The following is a 15,832-nucleotide window of genomic DNA, read 5'->3' on the forward strand; positions in this document are numbered from 1 at the left end:
GGCCGGAGTGCCGCGGGCGCCCCACCATGGTCCGGGACCCCGGAGGTCGCCTCCAAATCAGCGCTGTTCCTCCTGCGTGTCGCCCTCGGCGGGCGAAAAAGCTTCGGGCACCGCACCTCGTGACCGGATTTCGTCCACGACGGGCCGGGCCCGCCCGCTCGCCGGGCGGAATTCCGACGGCTTTCCCGTCGGTACCGCCGGGCCCTCGCTCTCGGTCAGCCAGCGGCGGAAGACGTGGTGGACCCGCTCGGCGCCGACCAGCTCCGCGCCCTCCCCCACCGGCGGCGTGAGCTCCTGGGGCCAGAGGAGGAAGGGGTGGGACTGCGGTCCGCCGAGGCCGCCGTGCGAGCCGATCTGCTCTTCGAAGGCGTGCACCTCGCCCGTCTCCGGGTCGACGGAGGAGTTGATCATGATGTCGGCGACGTGCGGGAAGCCGTCGGTCCGGCGTACCGCGTCCGCCGCGCCCGGCCCGAACGGCGCCAGCGGGTCCTCGCCGACGACCAGCCCGCTGTCGAGGTGGTGGGCGCCGCCGCGCGGGCCGAGCACCACCGCGCCGTGCTCCTCCGACCGGACGAGCAGGAAGCCGATGCCGGGGTGCTCGGCCAGGGTGCTGAGCAGGGCGGGGTTGCGCCGGTCGATCTGTTCGCGGGTCGCCCGACCCGGTATCGACGGGAAGGAGACCAGGCCCAGGTTCCCCGAGGCCAGCACGATCGGCTCGGCGGCCCGCCGGGCCCGCCGGGTGGTCTCCTCCGGTTCCTCCTCGGGGCGGCGGAGCGCGGCGCGCGCGGTGTTCCGGGCCTCGGCGCCGGTGGGACTGCGGCGCGCCCGCCGCGGTACGGGCAGCCCGCAGCCGGCCCGCACCAGGTCCTCCAGCGTCAGCCCGTACCGCCCGGCGAAGGTCTCGCCCGGGCTCTGGCCGTGGTCGGAGAGGAGCACGATGCGGTACGGGCGCGGCGCGTGTCGGGCGACCTTGGCGATCAGCGCGAGCGAGCGGTCCAGCCGCTCCAGCACCAGCCGGGCGTCCCGGCCGGTGGGCCCCGAGTGGTGCGCGACCTCGTCGTACGCCACCAGGTCGGCGTAGATGGCGGTACGGCCCACCAACATGTCACCGATCACCGCGGCGACCACCACGTCCCGCTCCACGACGGTCGCGAAGGCCCGGACGAAGGGGTAGAGGCCGCCGCGCTTGACCCGGGGCCCGGTACCGCGGAAGCGGGCCCGCAGCGCCTGGCCGATCTCGCGGCACACCTCGGCCACGAAGGAGGCGGCGGTGCGGGTGGCGTTCGCCGGGTCGGAGAAGTACGCGAAGTAGCCGGCCCGGGAGCGGTTGTACCGGCCGCGCCGGGCGGCGACCGAGAGGACCAGCGCGAGCTGCGCCGCGCCGCCGCTGAAGAGGTTGCCGCGGCTGGCGCCGTCCACGGTGAGCAGGCCGCCGTCGCCGGTCCTGAGCATCGCCCGGCGCTGCAGCTCGGCGGCGCTGGTGGGCCGGTTGCTGACGACGACGTCGCCGGTCTCCTTCTCGTACCAGCGGAAGGCCGGCAGGTCGTGGTTGGTGCCGTGCAGGATGCCGAGCTGGCTGGCGCCGGTCTGGCTGGACCAGTCGGTACGCCAGGGGGTGAGCGTGTGGGTCGTGCCGGCCCAGGCGGCGACGGTGGGCATGAGCGGGTCGGGGCCGGCCAGCGCGTCGGCGAGCACGTCGTGGCCGACGCCGTCGAGCTGGAGGAAGACCGTGCCGGGCGGGGCGCCCGCCGGGTCGGGCAGCACGGCCCGGCGCCGCCGGAGGGCGAGCCGGGCCAGCCGCCTGCGGTACGCGTCGTCGTCGCCGACGGCGAGCGCCGCGCCGGTCGCGGAGGAGACCGCCGACATCACGGCGGCGACCACCACCGCGGTCTCCGGGGAGGCGGCGCCGCGCCCGTCGGGGATCAGCCAGAGCGCGATCAGCAGCAGCGAGCCGTTGAGCGCGAAGACCAGCAGGCCGAGGACGAGCGCGGGCACCAGCAGCAGGGTGCGGACGAGCACCGGCCACACCAGCGCGCCGAGCAGGCCGTAGACGCCGGCGGCGAGGGCGGCGGTGACGGCGATGCGGGTGGCGCTGTCGCCGTCCGCCGACTGCAGCCGGAAGTCGGGCAGCGCACCGGCCAGCACGAGCATGGCGACGGTCGAGACCGCCCAGACCGCGATCACCCGCAACAGGGCACCGCCCGCGCTCCGCCATCGGGGACGCCGCACTGCGCACTCACCTTTCCGCTCACGTCCGGTACGGGGTGTCCGGTACGCGCCTCAGCGTGCCACACCGGCAGGAGGGACCGGATCGCGGCGTTACGTCCCGGGTGCGCATCGGGCATGAGGACGGTGACGGCAGCCGGGGGCGGCCCCCGGGCTCCCCTCCACCCGGCGGTCCTGTGGACCGGATTTGGCAGGATGAGGCGTGATCACTTTGCATACGCAGCGGCTCGTGCTGCGCCGCTGGCTCCCCGGAGACCTTGAGCCGATGGCGGCCGTGAACGCCGATCCCGACGTCATGCGCTGGATCGGGAGCGGCGCGACGCGCAGCCTGACGCAGACCGCCTCCGGGATCTCCTCCTGGGAGCAGGAGTGGGACATCGAGGGGTTCGGGCTGTTCGCGGTGGAGCTGCGGGACTCGGGGGAGCTGGCGGGGTTCACCGGGCTGTCGGTGCCGCACTTCCTGCCGGAGGTGCTGCCCGCCGTGGAGATCGGCTGGCGGCTGGGGCGGCCGTACTGGGGCCGGGGCATCGCCACGGAGGCGGCGCGCGCCGCGCTGGACTACGGCTTCGGCGAGCGCGGCCTGGAGCGGGTCATCAGCATCGCGCAGCGCGGCAACGACGCCTCCGAGCGGATCATGCGGAAGCTGGGCATGCGCCCGGACCGCGAGACGGTCGACCCCACCTGTGGCCGGGCGGTCCGCGTGTACGTCATCGACGCCCCTGGCGCGGAGCGCCGGCCGGGGTGAGGGCTACGCTCGGAGGAGCAGACGGAACGCGTGCGGACGAGTGAGCCGGGGAGGTCTTCGGTGCCGGTGGAGGTCACCTGGTGGGGGCATGCCACCACGACGGTCGAGGACTCCGGCGTCCGGCTGCTGACCGATCCGCTCTTCGTCCGGCGCCTGGCGCACCTGCGGCGCCGGCGCGGCGCCGTACCGGACGGCCGCGCCGCGGTGGCCGACGCCGTGCTCATCTCCCACCTGCACTCCGACCACCTCCACCTGCCCTCGCTCGCCCGGCTCGCGCCCGGCACCCGGCTGATCGTGCCGCGCGGCGCGCCGGCCGCGCTGCCGGGGCTGCGCCGGACCGTGGCCGACCGCGAGCTGCCCATGACGGAGCTGGGTCCCGGCGACGAGACGACGGTCGGCCGGCTGACCGTGCGGGCGGTGCACGCGGAGCACGACGGCCGGCGGCTGCCGTACGGGCCGCACCGCGTGCCGGCGCTCGGCTACGTGATCCAGGGCTCGGCCACGACGTACTTCGCGGGGGACACCGGGCTGTACGACGGCATGGCGGACGAGGTCGGGAAGTGTGACGTGGCGCTGCTGCCGGTGGGCGGCTGGGGCCCGTTCCTCGGGCACGGGCACCTGGACGCGCGCCGGGCGGCGGAGGCGGCGGCCCGACTGGCGCCGGGCGACGCGGTGCCGGTGCACTACGGCACGTACTGGCCGATCGGCATGGACGCCGTACGGCCGCACGAATTCCACGCCCCCGGCTCCGAGTTCGTCCGCCAGTCGGCGCTACGGGCCCCCGAGGTGACGGTGCATCAGCTGGAGCACGGCGCTTCCGTGCGGCTGGCGGCGGACCGGTGAACGCTTTCCCGGCATCCGAGCCCCTTGCCGAACTGGCCGCACAGGCGCCGCGGTGGACGGAGCAACTGGCGGCTGTCGTCCCGCCGGAGAGCACCCAGCAGGCGGCCGGCTACCCCTCCCTCTTCGTGCTGGTGGTCCTCGGCTCGCTGGTCCCGGTCGTCCCGACGGGCGCACTGGTCAGCTCCGCCGCCGCGGTCGCCTTCCACCACACCGCGCCGTTCTCGCTGCTGCTGGTCTTCCTCGTCGCCTCGGCTGCCGCGTTCCTCGGCGACCTGGGGCTGTACTGGCTGGGGGCGCGCGGGGTGCGCTCGAAGAACGGCTCGCGCTGGCTGGAGCGGCTGCGCGAACGGTCGGCCCCGGAGCGGCTGGAGCAGGCCAGGACCCGGCTGGAGGAGCACGGCGTCCAGGTGCTCGTGCTGTCCCGGCTGGTCCCGGCCGGGCGCATTCCCATCATGCTGGCCTGCCTGCTGGCGAGGCAGCCCGTCCGCTGGTTCGCCCGCGGCGACCTGCCGGCCTGCCTGGCCTGGGCGGCGACGTACCAGCTCATCGGCATACTGGGCGGCTCACTGTTCAGCGAGCCGTGGCAGGGCGTGGCCGCAGCGGTGGGCCTGACGGTCCTGCTCAGTGCCGCGCCGGCGGCCTGGCGCCGGATCCGCAAGCCGCACGACCGGACCTCCTGACGCCCGGTCAGCCGCCCGCCGCGGACCCTCCCCCCGACCGCAGTACGGCGGCCAGCTCCGCCAACGACTCGGCGACGGAGGGGACTTCGAGCGGGTCGGGGGCGGCCAGCAGGCGCCGGCGGCGGTCGGCCTCCGGGGCGAGCAGCGCCTCGGTGCTCAGCCGGACGCGCAGCGCCTTGGGATCGTCGCCGAAGCGGTGCCCGCCGCGGGCCGCCCAGGGCGCCAGCGCCTGCTCCAGCGCGACCGGTCCCGTCACGCCGCGAGCGGCGAACGCGGGCCGCAGCGGTTCGAGGTCGGCGTAGAGGTGGTTCCCGGCGTGCGGCGGCCGGCACACGGCGCCGGCCTCGGTGACCGTGCGGTGCAGCCCGGCGGCCAGCCGGCCGTGCAGCAGGGCCGCCGCCGCGGTCCGCTCCCGTACGGTGGCCGGCTCGGTGAGCGCGTGGCCGACGGCGGCGGCGAGCGGGCCCGACAGCGGGGACGAGAGCCCGGACAGGGCGGCGAGCACCGCGGCGCACAGGGCCTCGCCGGGGCCGGTGTCGGGAAAGCGGGCGAGCCCGGCGGGCCAGGAGGCGGGCACGAGCGTGACCCGCAGGTCGGCGAGGACGACGACGCTGCCGGGCAGCATCTCGGCGGGGCTGAGCACCACCGTGTCGTGCGGGTCGTGCAGCAGGTCGCGGCGGGTCTCGTCGCTGACGATCCACAGTCCCTCGCCGGTCGCCGCCTCGCACACCTCGTGCAGCTGTTCCGGCGGCGGGCAGGTGCCGGTGGGGTCGTCGGCGACGGACAGCAGCAGCACCCGCGGATCGCCGCCGGCGTCCCGTGCCCGGTGCACGGCCTCCAGGAGCGTGAACGGGTCCGGTACGCCGCCGGATTCGACCGGTACCGGCGCCGGGTGCACGGCGCGGCCGAGCAGCCGGGCCTGCGGCGCGTACCACGCGGCGCACGGCCGGGGCACGACGAGGTCGCCGCCGGCCGCGGCGAGCAGCGCGAGCAGCAGGGCGGGCGCGCCGGGCCCGGCCAGCACGCGCTCGGGGGTGCTCCACAGTCCGCGGCGCTCGAAGTAGCCGCAGGCGGCGGTGCGCAGCGCCAGGGCGCCGCCGGGCGGTTCGGGCGCGGTGCGGCCGGCCGCGGCGGCGAGGTGCGCGGCCAGCTCCGGGAGGACGGGCAGCCCCATGGGCGGGTCCGGATCCGGCTGCGGCTCCGGGGCGCTCGGCTGCATCCGTACCTCCACTCTCCACGGCGGGTCGTCGGGTCCGCGCGGTGCACGGGCCGCGACCACCCTCGCAGATCGGGGAGGTGCCGGGCGGGACGACACGTCACCGCCGGGGCCCCGGGCCGCCGTCAGCGCGTGCTGCGCTCCTCGCGCAGCATCCGCAGCTCCCGCTCCAGGCCGCGGCCGCGGGTCCGGACGACGCCTTCGGCGAGGTCGTGCAGCTTGCGGTTGGTCCGCTGGGAGAGCCGGCGCAGCATGGTGAACGCGTCGTCCGCGTCGCAGCCCAGGACGTACATCATGATGCCGCAGGCCTGGTCGATGACCGGGCGGGAGCGCAGCGCCGCGTCCAGCCGGCCGACCTCGGCCAGCGCCCGGCGGTAGTTGCGGTCGCGGGCCAGGCCGGTGGCGGCGAGGTCGCCGAGCGCCGCGGCCGCGCAGTCGCCGGCCTCGACGGTGAGGCCGGGCCGGAAGCCGTAGACCGTGACCGTGACCGCCAGCCCGTCGCGGAGGTAGGGCAGCGTGGTGCTGGAGCGTACGCCGGCCTCCAGCGCCTCGGTGCGGTAGGCGGGCCAGCGATCGTCGTGCAGCAGATCGTCGGAGGTGACGGGGTGCCCGGTGGCTAGGGCGGCCCGGATGGGCCCTTCACCGCTCTCCCACTGGACGCTGATCAGCGAGGACAGGTCGGGGTGGGTGACGGCGGCGGGCGGATCGTCGGCCGCTTCGACGGTGGTGACGGTGGCCGTGGCTCCGCAGCTCTCGGGGGTGCACCGCGCGGCCACGTCGGCGAGGTTCGCGAGGCTCCGGGCGGACGAGCCCTGCGAGTCGCCGGGTTCGTCCACCGGGCAGAGGGTGTGGGTCACCATTGCTAGTCAGTCCCTCGGTCGGTGCGTCGGGCAGGCGTCGCGGCGGAGCCGCCACAGCCGTCCCCGCATATGTCGGGGGCCCTGCCCGTAGGGGGTCGAATGCCCGGCCCACGGGCGCGGAAAACGCCGGTATCCCGTCGTTCGGGTCGTGTTCACCGCGCCCCGGCGCACCCGCCCCGGCCGCCTCTTCCGTATGTGCCCCCGGGACAGGTTCCGGCCCGGCGCCACCTCCGCTCCCTGGCCGATCACACGCCCGCGACCTGCTTCTTCTCCGAACGGCAGGGGGCCGTTCCGGACGTGCTGGGTTCTGAACGGGGCCGGTACCGGCCGGTCCGGATACGGTGTGGGCATGGCCGGGGTAGAGCAGTCAGCTGGCGGAGAGCTCGCCGACTTCCGCAAGCGGGTGGAGGAACTGCGGAGCGCGCGTACGCTCCCGTCGCAGGAGCAGCAGCCGACGCTGGACGCTGCGCTCTTCGAGCTGCAGCACGTCGTCGACGTACTGCTGCCGCGGTACGAGGGGCTGGCCGGAGCCGGCCGGAACAACCACTCGCGGGCGGGCACGGAGGAGCAGCAGCTGCTGCGCGCGCTGTTCCAGCGGACGCCGTGCGTCGTCGCGCTGCTGGACCCGGACACGGTGGTACGCCGGCTGAACTTCGCGGGCACCATCCTGTTCGGCATGCGGTCGGGGTACGCCACCGGGCGCCCGCTCACCGGCTCGCTGGCCCCCGAGGTCCGGGCCGCCTTCCGGTCCCAGGTCGCCGCGGTGGCCCGCAACGAGGGCGACCGCAGCATGGTCGTCCGGCTGCTCCGCACGCCGGACGGGCCCGGGGAGCCGCTGCGCGCGACGATGACGGCGCTGCGCCCGCCGCAGGAGCCGGGGAACGCCGTCCTCACCGTCTTCCACACCGGAGGCGGCGCCTTCCCGGCGCACGAACTGCCGCCGGTGAACGGCACGCCACGCGCGGACGAACAGCAGGAGAACCGCGCGGTGGAGCTGCGCGACAGCACCCCGGCGCCGCCCGCGCAGCGCGCCGCGCCGTCCACCCGGCGGACGCCGGCCCCGCCCCGCCCGCTCTCCCGCGCACACCTCGCCGAGGTGACGCGGGGCGCGGAGCTGATGGACCTGCTGGACGACACGACCACGGCGCTGCTGTCCGGCCCGCCGGCGGGGGTCGCGGCGGACGGCGAGCGACCGCCGGCCGCGGTGGAACGGGCCGCGCGCGAGCTGCACGGGCGGTTCGCCGACTGGGTGGTCCTGGACCAGAAGACCGCCGGCGCGGACGCCGAGCGGGACGGCCACGACGCGCTGTGCCGCACGCTGGTGCTCGGCCCTGAGGACAACGCGGACCTCGCGGCGGACCTGACCGGACAGGACCCGGCCGACTGCCCGCTCGTTGCGGACACCGCCCGTACCGGCAGCTCGGCCGTCCAGGTACGGCCGGACGACATGGCGGCCTTCGGACAGGACGCGGCGGGCACACCGCTGCTGGTGCGCGCCGCCGTCACGTCGCTGCTGTCCGTGCCGCTGCGCGAGCCGGGCGGTCCCGTACGGGGTGTGCTCACGCTCTTCCGTACGGGCACCCGGCGCGCGTTCAGTCTCGCCGAGGCCGGTGCCGTCGACCGGCTGTCGCGCCACCTGGGATTGGCGCTGCGCGACAACCGGCCCTGAGCACCGGCCCCGGGTCCGCCGGTCAAGATGTCGCGTACTCACCCGGACGGGCACCGACCTGGTCGGCGAGGCGCCGGCAGGTACGGCTGATGATGCGGGAGACGTGCATCTGGGAGATCCCGAGCCGGTCGGCGATCCGGCTCTGCGTCATGTCGCAGAAGAACCGCATGTAGAGGATCTCCCGCTCCCGCTCGGGCAGTTTGCGCAGCTTGGGCTTGACCGCCTCGCGGTCCAGCACCAGGTCGAAGCCGGACTCCGACGAGCCGAGCGTGTCCGCCAGCGAGTAGCCGTCGTCGGCGCCGGGCAGCTCCGCGTCCAGGGACAGCGTGGTGAAGCTCTCCAGCGCCTGGCTGCCGAGCAGCACCTCCTCCAGGGACATGCCGGTGTGCTCGGCGATCTCCTCGGGGGTGGGCCCGCGGTCGTCCACGCTGCGGGTCAGCTCCTGCCGCGCGGCGCGGACGCGGTTGCGCAGCTCCTGCACCCGGCGGGGCACGTGGAGTCCCCACATGTGGTCGCGGAAGTGGCGCTTGACCTCGCCGACGATCGTCGGCACGGCGAAGCTCTCGAAGGCGCAGCCGCGGTCCGGGTCGTACCGGTCCACGGCCTTCACCAGGCCGAGCGCCGCGACCTGCTGGAGGTCCTCGGCGGCCTCGCCGCGGTTGCGGAACCGCAGCGCGAGCCGTTCGGACATCGGGAGCCAGGCGCACACCACGCTCCGCCGCAGCTCGTCGCGTTCCGGACCGTCCGGCATGGCGACCAGCCGGCGGAAGTCCCCGGCGGTGTCGGGGGCGTCGTGGTGGGAGTGGCGGGTACGCGGGCGGGGTGCGGGCGGGGGCTTGCCCGCCGAGACGCGGCGCTGCTTCGTGCGGCGGCCGGGCTTGCCGGGCGGCCTGCTCGGCGCCTGTTCGTTCCGCCGGCGGGTGCTGCGCTGCTCGGGGATGGTGTCTATGGGGGTGTGCTTTTCTTCGGTCTGGGATGTCATGGGCATGGTCTGGGCTCCCTGATCCGTCGACTCAGAGTCCGTCGAACCCGCGGAAGCGCGACCGGCCAGGCGCGCCCGACACAGGAGTCATCCGACTTCCACGGGCGTGCCTCCGGTCCGAAGCACGGTTAGTCGCGTGCCCGGCCCCCCTGCCCGTAAACACCTTCGTGGGAGCAGAGTTCGCACTGCGCGCCGTGCGGATGCCCCCTCCCGCCCCTCGACCGGCGGTACTTGCCTCCGGGGTAACCACCTGCCGGCCGTCCACACCCGCCGGCCGGTACGAAAAACCGCCCGGAGCGACCTCCTGCGCCGGACCGAGCCGGTTCAGCCGCCCGTCCGGAACGGGGCCTCGGGGGCTTCGTAGAACCGCACGGTGACCGGCGCCGGACCGCCCCAGTCCTGCCGTTCGCTGCCGGTCGACCGCCAGCCGTACCGCTCGTAGAGCGCGATCGCCGCGGTATTGGTGACGTTGACGGCCAGCACCGGCCGCAGCCCCTCGGGCGTCACCCGGTCCGTCGCCGTGCGCAGCAGCCGACCGCCCAGTCCCAGGCCGCGAGCCGCAGGGGCCACGTACAGCCGGCCGACCTCGCGCCCGCGCAGCGTCACGTGGCCGGCCACCCGCCCCGCCCCGTCCTCGGCGACCCAGGCACCGGTCAGTCCGTCGGGCGTCAGCCAGCCCGCAGGATCGGCCGGCCAGGCGTACGGGTAGCCGCTCTCCACATGCACCTCACGCAGTATCCGCACGCATTCCGGAAGGTCCGCCGCGTCCCGTCGTCTGATCATCGGGCCATCGAACCACCCGGCGGGCATGGCGGGAAGCGCGCCGGGTACAGCCCCCTCCAGCATCCCCCGCAGCAGGCCGGCCGGCAGAGCAGGACGAGGAAGAAGGCGATGAGGCAATGGCACAGTTGGTACGGGAAGTCATGACGCCGGCCGTCACCGCCGTCCACCCCGACGCCTCGCTGGTGGAGGCGGCCCAGCTCATGCGCGCGCACGACATCGGTGACGTACTGGTGGCCGAGGACGGCAAGCTGGTCGGCGTGGTCACCGACCGGGACATCGTGCTGCGCGCCGTGGCGGAGGGGGTGGATCCGCTCAGCGTGCCCTGCCACTCGGTGTGCACCCCGAAACCGGTCACCGTCGGCCCGGAGGAACCGATTTCGGTCGCCGTGTCACTGCTGCGGTCGAAGGCGGTGCGGCGGCTGCCGGTCGTCCGGGACGGCGCCCCGGTGGGCATGGTGAGCATCGGGGACCTGGCACGGGCGCAGGTCCCGGATTCCACGCTGGCGGACATCAGCCGCGCCACGCCGGACGGGGCCGCGGAGGGGGTGCAGGACCGGCGCTGAGCCGTCCGGGACGCCACCGTCTGCGACCGTCCCGTTGGGGTACATGTGGCTCATGCGCACTGTACTCAGCACCTTGGACCACAAGACGTTCCACGGGGTCGCCACCCGGCACTGGCCCGGCGCCGACCGGGTGCTGCCCAAGCTGAGCCGGGCCGCCGACCACGGACTGCTGTGGCTGGGGTCGGCGGCGGCAGCGGCGTCGTTCGGCGACCGCCCCGCTCGCCGGGCGGCGCTGCGCGGCGTCGCCTCGCTGGCGGTGGCGTCCCTGACCGTGAACACCCTGGCCAAGCGCTCGGTACGCCGGGAGCGGCCGCTCCTGGACGCGGTACCGGTGATACGGCAGCTGACCAAGCAGCCGTTCACCACCTCCTTCCCGTCCGGGCACGCCGCCTCCGCGGTGGCCTTCACCACCGGCGTGGCCTTCGAGAACAAGTGGTGGGGGCTGGCGCTGGCGCCGGTCGCCGCAGCGGTCGCCTTCTCCCGCGTCTACACCGGCGTCCACTACCCGGGTGACGTGCTGGCGGGCGCCGCGCTGGGCGCGGGTGCGGCGTTCGCGGTCCGGGGCCTCGCGCCGACCCGGTCCCAGATGGCGCCGCCCGCCAGGCCGCGTGCCGACGCGCCGGCGCTGCCGGGCGGGGACGGGCTCTTCGTCGTCACCAACCAGGGTTCCGGCCAGCGCACCGGCGCGCACAGCGACCAGACCGAGGTCATCCACGGCGTGCTGCCGGAGGCCGAGGTGACCGAGTGCGGCCACCAGGGCGCGGTGCCGCTGGACAAGGCGCTGGAGGCGGCGGCCGAGCGGGCGGCCGGGCGCGGTGGCGCGCTCGGCGTGCTGGGCGGCGACGGCACCATCAACGCCGCTGCGGCGGTCGCCGAGCGGCACGGGGTGCCGCTCGCGGTGCTGCCCGGCGGCACGCACAACCACTTCGCGTACGACCTGGGTGTGGAGACGATCGCCGAGGCGGCCCGGGCGGTGGAGACGGGCGAGGCCGTCGCGGTGGACCTGGCGCGGTTCCGGCCGGGCGTCGGGGAGGAGTCGACGCAGTTCCTCAACACCTTCTCCATCGGCGCCTACCCGGAGCTGGTGCGGATCCGGGAGGAGTGGGCCGGGAAGATCGGCGCCTGGCCGGCCGGGGTGCTGGCGGCCTGGCGGGTGCTGCGGTCGGCCGAGCCGGTGTCGGTGGAGGTCAACGGCCGGCGGCGCGAGCTGTGGACCCTGTTCGTCGGCAACTGCGCGTACCGCGGGCTGGGTTCGGCGCCGGTGCGGCGGCACGACCTCGCGGACGGCGTGCTGGACGTACGCATGGTGCACGGTGGCCGGCTGGCCCGCACCCGGCTGCTGACCGCCGCGGTGACCGGCGCGCTGCGCCACTCCCCCGTGCTGAGCGAGGCGCGGCTGCGGACGCTGCGGATCGGCGGCCTCGCGCCCGGCACCGACCTCGCATACGACGGTGAAATCGCGCCCGCAGCAAGGGAGTTGACGATCGACAAGGCCAACGAGGCGCTGATCGCCTACCGCCTGCTCCCCGAGTGAGCCGGCCGCGGCACCATGAAGAGCCAGTCCACATGGTGATACGCAGCTCTCATACTTCGAGATTTCGGCGTACGGTGTGAGCGCGGCGCGACAGTGCGCCGTGACCGCATCGCGCAGGCGAAGGAGCAGCCATGTCACAGGAGTCCGCCGTCTACACCCACGGCCACCACGAGTCCGTACTGCGCTCGCACACGTGGCGCACCGCCGCCAACTCCGCCGCCTACCTGCTGGACTCGCTGAAGCCGCACATGAAGGTCCTGGACGTCGGCTGCGGCCCCGGCACCATCACCGCCGACCTGGCGGCGCTGGTCCCCGGCGGCTCGGTGACCGGCCTGGAGCACGCGCCGGGCGTCCTGGAGCAGGCCCGCGCGGTCGCGGACGAACGCGGCCTGAGCAACGTCCACTTCGCGGTCGGTGACGTCCACGCGCTGGACTACCCGGACGACACCTTCTGCGTCGTCCACGCCCACCAGGTACTGCAGCACGTCGGCGACCCCGTGCAGGCGCTGCGCGAGATGCGCCGGGTCACCAAGCCGGGCGGGATCGTCGCCGTCCGCGATGCGGACTACGGCACCATGACGTGGTACCCGGACGTCGCGGGCATGGCTGAGTGGCTGGACCTGTACCGGCGGGTGGCGGTGGCCAACGGCGGTGCGCCGGACGGCGGGCGCCGGCTGCGCTCCTGGGCGCTGGCGGCCGGTTTCGCGCCGGCGGACGTCACCTGCACGGCGAGCGCGTGGTGCTACGCGACCGACGAGGAGCGCGCCTGGTGGAGCGGGCTGTGGGCGGACCGCACCCTGGCCTCCACGTACGCCCGGCGAGCCGTCGACGGCGGCCAGGCGACACAGGCGGAACTGGAGGCGATCAGCGCCGCCTGGCGCAACTGGGGTGCAGCGGAGGACGGCTGGTTCGCCATGGTGCACGGCGAGATCCTGTGCCGCGTGTGAGGACTCCCTGACGGTCCTACGGTGGTCCCATCGGATGATCGCGCCGGCACGCTGCGCCAACTAGGCTCCTCCCATGGACATTCTGGGAACCTCACTGCGCGTGTGCGTCAGCGACCTCGACGCCGCGATCCCCGTGTACGAGCGGCTGACGGGCGCGCAGGCGCAGCGCTTCCAGCGCGGCGGCGTGTCCGTCGCGGCGGTCGGCTGCTTCTTCCTGATGAGCGGTCCCGAGGCGGAGCTGTCCGTACTCCGCAAGATCACCGCGACGCTCGCGGTGACGAACGTGGACGAGGCCGTGGACGACCTGAAGGCGGTCGGCGGGGAGGTGGTCGCGGGCCCGATCGCCGGTCCCGCCGGCCGCACCATGGTGGCCCGCCACCCGGACGGCTCGATCTTCGAGTACGTCGACCGGGTGGCGATCACCTGACGGCGGGTCGGGTCACCTGACGGCGGTCAGGAGAGGTCGAGCACGATCTTGCCGCGCGCCCGGCCCGACTGGCTGCGGCGGAAGGCTTCGGCCGCCTGCGCCAGCGGCAGCGCCGTGTCGATGTTGACGGTGAGCTTGCCGGCGTCGGCGAGGTCGGCCAGCGCGGTGAGGTCGGCGCTGTCCGGCCGCACCCACACCAGGTGGCCGCCCTTGCCGACGACCTCGTTGTCGACGACCGACGCCACCCGCTTCGGATCCTTCAGGACCTGCTGGGAGACGTCGACCGCCTCGCCGCCGACGAAGTCCGCCGCCGCGTCCACGCCGTCCGGCGCCAGCGCGCGCACCCGGTCGGCGAGGCCCTCGCCGTACGTCACCGGCTCGGCGCCCAGCGACCGCAGGAAGTCGTGGTTGTGCTCGCCCGCCGTGCCGATGACGCGGGCGCCCCACGCCACGGCGATCTGCACGGCGAACGCGCCGACGCCGCCCGCCGCAGCGTGCACCAGCACCGTGTCGCCGCCGCCCACGCCGATCCGCTTCAGTGCCTGGTACGCCGTGAGCCCGGCCAGCGGCACGCCGGCCGCCTGCCGCCAGTCCAGCGCCGCCGGCTTGCGCGCGAGGGTCCGTACCGGCGCGGCGACCAGCTCGGCGAACGTGCCGTGCTGCACCTCGTCCTTGCGCACGTACCCCATGACCTCGTCGCCGACCCGGTACTCGGTGGCGTCCATGCCGACCGCCTCGACGACGCCCGCCACGTCCCAGCCGGGGATCAGCGGGAAGTGCACGTGCATGATCGGATCGAGGTAGCCGGCGAGGATCTTCCAGTCGACCGGGTTGACGCCGGCCGCCTTCACCCGGATCAGGACCGAGTCGGGCGCCACTTTCGGGTCCGGCTGGTCGGCGAGTGCGAGGACGTCGGGGTCGCCGTAGCTGTCGGTGGTGATTGCCTTCATGTCGCGTGCAACGAGCGAGACGGCCCGAGCATTCCGTTCACCGCGCGTCCGGGTGACGCGCGGCGCAGGTGACAGCCCCTCAGGCCGGGCGCATCCGGTACTCGTACCGCTCCGGCAGCGGGTGCTCTGCGCGGGCCCGGGCGCGTACCGCCGCGGTCACCGGGCCGTCGCCCGCGACGAGCCGTTCGGCGATCGCGTACCAGGTGTCGCCGATCGTCTCGTCCCCCTCCCGGAGGTCCGCGACCTCGAACCCCTCGTCGAAGACGGCCCGGGCGGCGGCCGTCTCCCCGCGCGCGAGCAGGACCTGCGCCGCCAGCAGCCGGAAGCGGCCGCGGGCGCGGTCCTCGGGGCGCAGCCGGTCGAGGACGGCCGCCGCTTCGTCGGGCCGGCCCGCCGCGATCAGCGCCGGCACCGCCTCCCGGGCGAGCGCGGGCAGGACCGGTCGCCAGGCGTCGGCCCGCCGGACCGTCTCCCCGTCCGCGCCGGCCTCCGCCGCGGCGCCCTCCGCCCGCCGGGTCTGCTCGTCCGCGCACGCGACGGCCTCGGCGTACCGCTGCGCCGCCCGGCCCGTGTCCCCCGCCGCGGCCTCGGCGACCGCGAGGCAGTACAGCGGCCAGCAGCTCCGGCCGCGGGCCAGCGCGCGCTCCCAGCTGCGCACCGCCTGGGCCCGGTCGCCCGCGTGCCACTGGGCGACGCCCAGGTGGAAGTCGGTCGTGGGGCCGGGCCGCGCGGACTCCAGGAGGTCGCGCCAGGCCGGCGCGACCGGCGACGGGCCCGGCACGCCCGGCTCGTCGGGCAGGTCACCGGTGCGCAGCAGCTCCCGCCACGGCCGCTGGTCCGCGCCCAGGGTGTCCTCGGTGAACGGCAGGCCCGGCAGGTCGTATCCGGCGCGGGCCACCTCCAGCGCGCCCCAGCCGGAGCCCTGGGCGAGCCGCTCCTTCGGGTCGAGGTCGGCGTACGGGCGCCAGGCGGCGTACGCGGCGTCCACGGCGGCGCGCGGCAGCGCGGCCTCCAGCCGATCCGCCACTTCCCCGCGGGCCGCGCCCCAGTCGGCGCCGTGCACGATGCGCGGGTCGGCGGCCAGCGGCCCGTACGCCTCCAGCCACGCGAACTCCGCGCCCGCTTCGAGGGGCACGTGCTCCAGCTGGGTGCGCGCGAGCCCGGCCTGGATCTCCGCGTACCCGGGGGTGCCCGGCTCGGTCAGCCACTCCTGCCAGTGCCGGCCGGCCCGGCCCGCGCCCCAGAGGAACAGCTTGCGGCCGCGCAGGGTGTCGGTGGAGGTGTGCACGAGGCCGTGGCCGGCCGCGTCTAGGTCGTTTCTGATGGCTCTTGGACTGTGTCGCGGAGCCAGATGACGATCGCGGCGACGGTCAGTGTGCCGTTGAAGAGGTAGTCGCGCTTGTCGAA

The 15,832-nt window shown here is 75.3% G+C and carries 15 protein-coding genes; 8 read left to right on the forward strand and 7 right to left on the reverse strand.

From position 1 onward, the window contains the following. Positions 1–57: 57 nt before the first annotated feature. The gene (locus tag IF20_RS35910; RefSeq protein WP_052869648.1) at positions 58–2,229 is read right to left on the reverse strand and encodes a phage holin family protein; all 2,172 of its coding nucleotides are present in this window, start codon (positions 2,227–2,229) and stop codon (positions 58–60) included. A 199-nt stretch (positions 2,230–2,428) separates the two neighbouring features. Between IF20_RS35910 and IF20_RS35915 the strand changes: the two genes are divergently transcribed. From IF20_RS35915 to IF20_RS35925, 3 genes are all read left to right on the forward strand, one after another. Next, entirely contained in the window at positions 2,429–2,971 is a 543-nt protein-coding gene (locus tag IF20_RS35915) for a GNAT family N-acetyltransferase (protein WP_052869649.1), read from the forward strand. A 60-nt stretch (positions 2,972–3,031) separates the two neighbouring features. After that, positions 3,032–3,814, forward strand: coding sequence for an MBL fold metallo-hydrolase (locus IF20_RS35920; RefSeq protein WP_052869650.1), 783 nt, complete (start codon positions 3,032–3,034; stop codon positions 3,812–3,814). A gap of 65 nt (positions 3,815–3,879) precedes the next feature. Continuing rightward, on the forward strand, positions 3,880–4,494 hold the full coding sequence (locus IF20_RS35925; protein ID WP_110944874.1) for a DedA family protein: 615 nt from the start codon (positions 3,880–3,882) through the stop codon (positions 4,492–4,494). Positions 4,495–4,501: 7 nt separating this feature from the next. On the opposite strand, the gene IF20_RS35930 is transcribed toward IF20_RS35925, so the two are convergent. Further along, positions 4,502–5,713: an aminotransferase class I/II-fold pyridoxal phosphate-dependent enzyme gene (locus tag IF20_RS35930; RefSeq protein WP_052869651.1), complete on the reverse strand. Its 1,212-nt coding sequence runs from the start codon at positions 5,711–5,713 to the stop codon at positions 4,502–4,504. Between the two features lie 122 nt (positions 5,714–5,835). Continuing rightward, positions 5,836–6,570 carry an ANTAR domain-containing protein gene (locus IF20_RS35935; RefSeq protein ID WP_052869652.1) on the reverse strand — a complete coding sequence of 245 codons (735 nt, stop codon included), beginning with the start codon at positions 6,568–6,570 and terminating at the stop codon, positions 5,836–5,838. A 349-nt stretch (positions 6,571–6,919) separates the two neighbouring features. Between IF20_RS35935 and IF20_RS35940 the strand changes: the two genes are divergently transcribed. Beyond that, complete coding sequence (locus tag IF20_RS35940) at positions 6,920–8,239, forward strand: PAS domain-containing protein (protein WP_052869653.1); 1,320 nt, start codon at positions 6,920–6,922, stop codon at positions 8,237–8,239. 22 nt (positions 8,240–8,261) lie between these two features. On the opposite strand, the gene IF20_RS35945 is transcribed toward IF20_RS35940, so the two are convergent. Both IF20_RS35945 and IF20_RS35950 read right to left on the reverse strand, forming a co-directional pair. Then, a complete protein-coding gene (locus IF20_RS35945) occupies positions 8,262–9,227 on the reverse strand; it encodes a SigB/SigF/SigG family RNA polymerase sigma factor (RefSeq protein ID WP_234426987.1) in 966 nt (321 codons plus the stop codon). A 318-nt stretch (positions 9,228–9,545) separates the two neighbouring features. Beyond that, positions 9,546–10,004: a GNAT family N-acetyltransferase gene (locus IF20_RS35950; RefSeq protein ID WP_052869659.1), complete on the reverse strand. Its 459-nt coding sequence runs from the start codon at positions 10,002–10,004 to the stop codon at positions 9,546–9,548. Positions 10,005–10,120: 116 nt separating this feature from the next. Here IF20_RS35950 and IF20_RS35955 point away from each other — a divergent pair, with 116 nt between their 5' ends. From IF20_RS35955 to IF20_RS35970, 4 genes are all read left to right on the forward strand, one after another. After that, positions 10,121–10,567, forward strand: a complete 447-nt coding sequence (locus IF20_RS35955) for a CBS domain-containing protein (RefSeq protein ID WP_052869654.1) — start codon at positions 10,121–10,123, stop codon at positions 10,565–10,567. A 52-nt stretch (positions 10,568–10,619) separates the two neighbouring features. Next, entirely contained in the window at positions 10,620–12,101 is a 1,482-nt protein-coding gene (locus IF20_RS35960; RefSeq protein WP_052869660.1) for a bifunctional phosphatase PAP2/diacylglycerol kinase family protein, read from the forward strand. Between the two features lie 131 nt (positions 12,102–12,232). Further along, on the forward strand, positions 12,233–13,048 hold the full coding sequence (locus IF20_RS35965; RefSeq protein WP_052869655.1) for a class I SAM-dependent methyltransferase: 816 nt from the start codon (positions 12,233–12,235) through the stop codon (positions 13,046–13,048). 73 nt (positions 13,049–13,121) lie between these two features. After that, positions 13,122–13,475: a VOC family protein gene (locus IF20_RS35970; protein WP_052869656.1), complete on the forward strand. Its 354-nt coding sequence runs from the start codon at positions 13,122–13,124 to the stop codon at positions 13,473–13,475. 26 nt (positions 13,476–13,501) lie between these two features. Here the strand turns inward: IF20_RS35970 and IF20_RS35975 are convergent, their stop codons facing one another. Both IF20_RS35975 and IF20_RS35980 read right to left on the reverse strand, forming a co-directional pair. Next, positions 13,502–14,425 (reverse strand): NADP-dependent oxidoreductase, encoded by a 924-nt coding sequence (locus IF20_RS35975; RefSeq protein WP_052869657.1) that lies wholly within the window; start codon positions 14,423–14,425, stop codon positions 13,502–13,504. A 79-nt stretch (positions 14,426–14,504) separates the two neighbouring features. Further along, on the reverse strand, positions 14,505–15,832 hold a 1,328-nt coding region (locus IF20_RS35980; RefSeq protein ID WP_407702610.1), incomplete at its 5' end, for a tetratricopeptide repeat protein.

Origin of the sequence: Streptomyces niger (assembly GCF_000718305.1) — a bacterium.
GTDB classification, from domain to species: domain Bacteria; phylum Actinomycetota; class Actinomycetes; order Streptomycetales; family Streptomycetaceae; genus Streptomyces; species Streptomyces niger.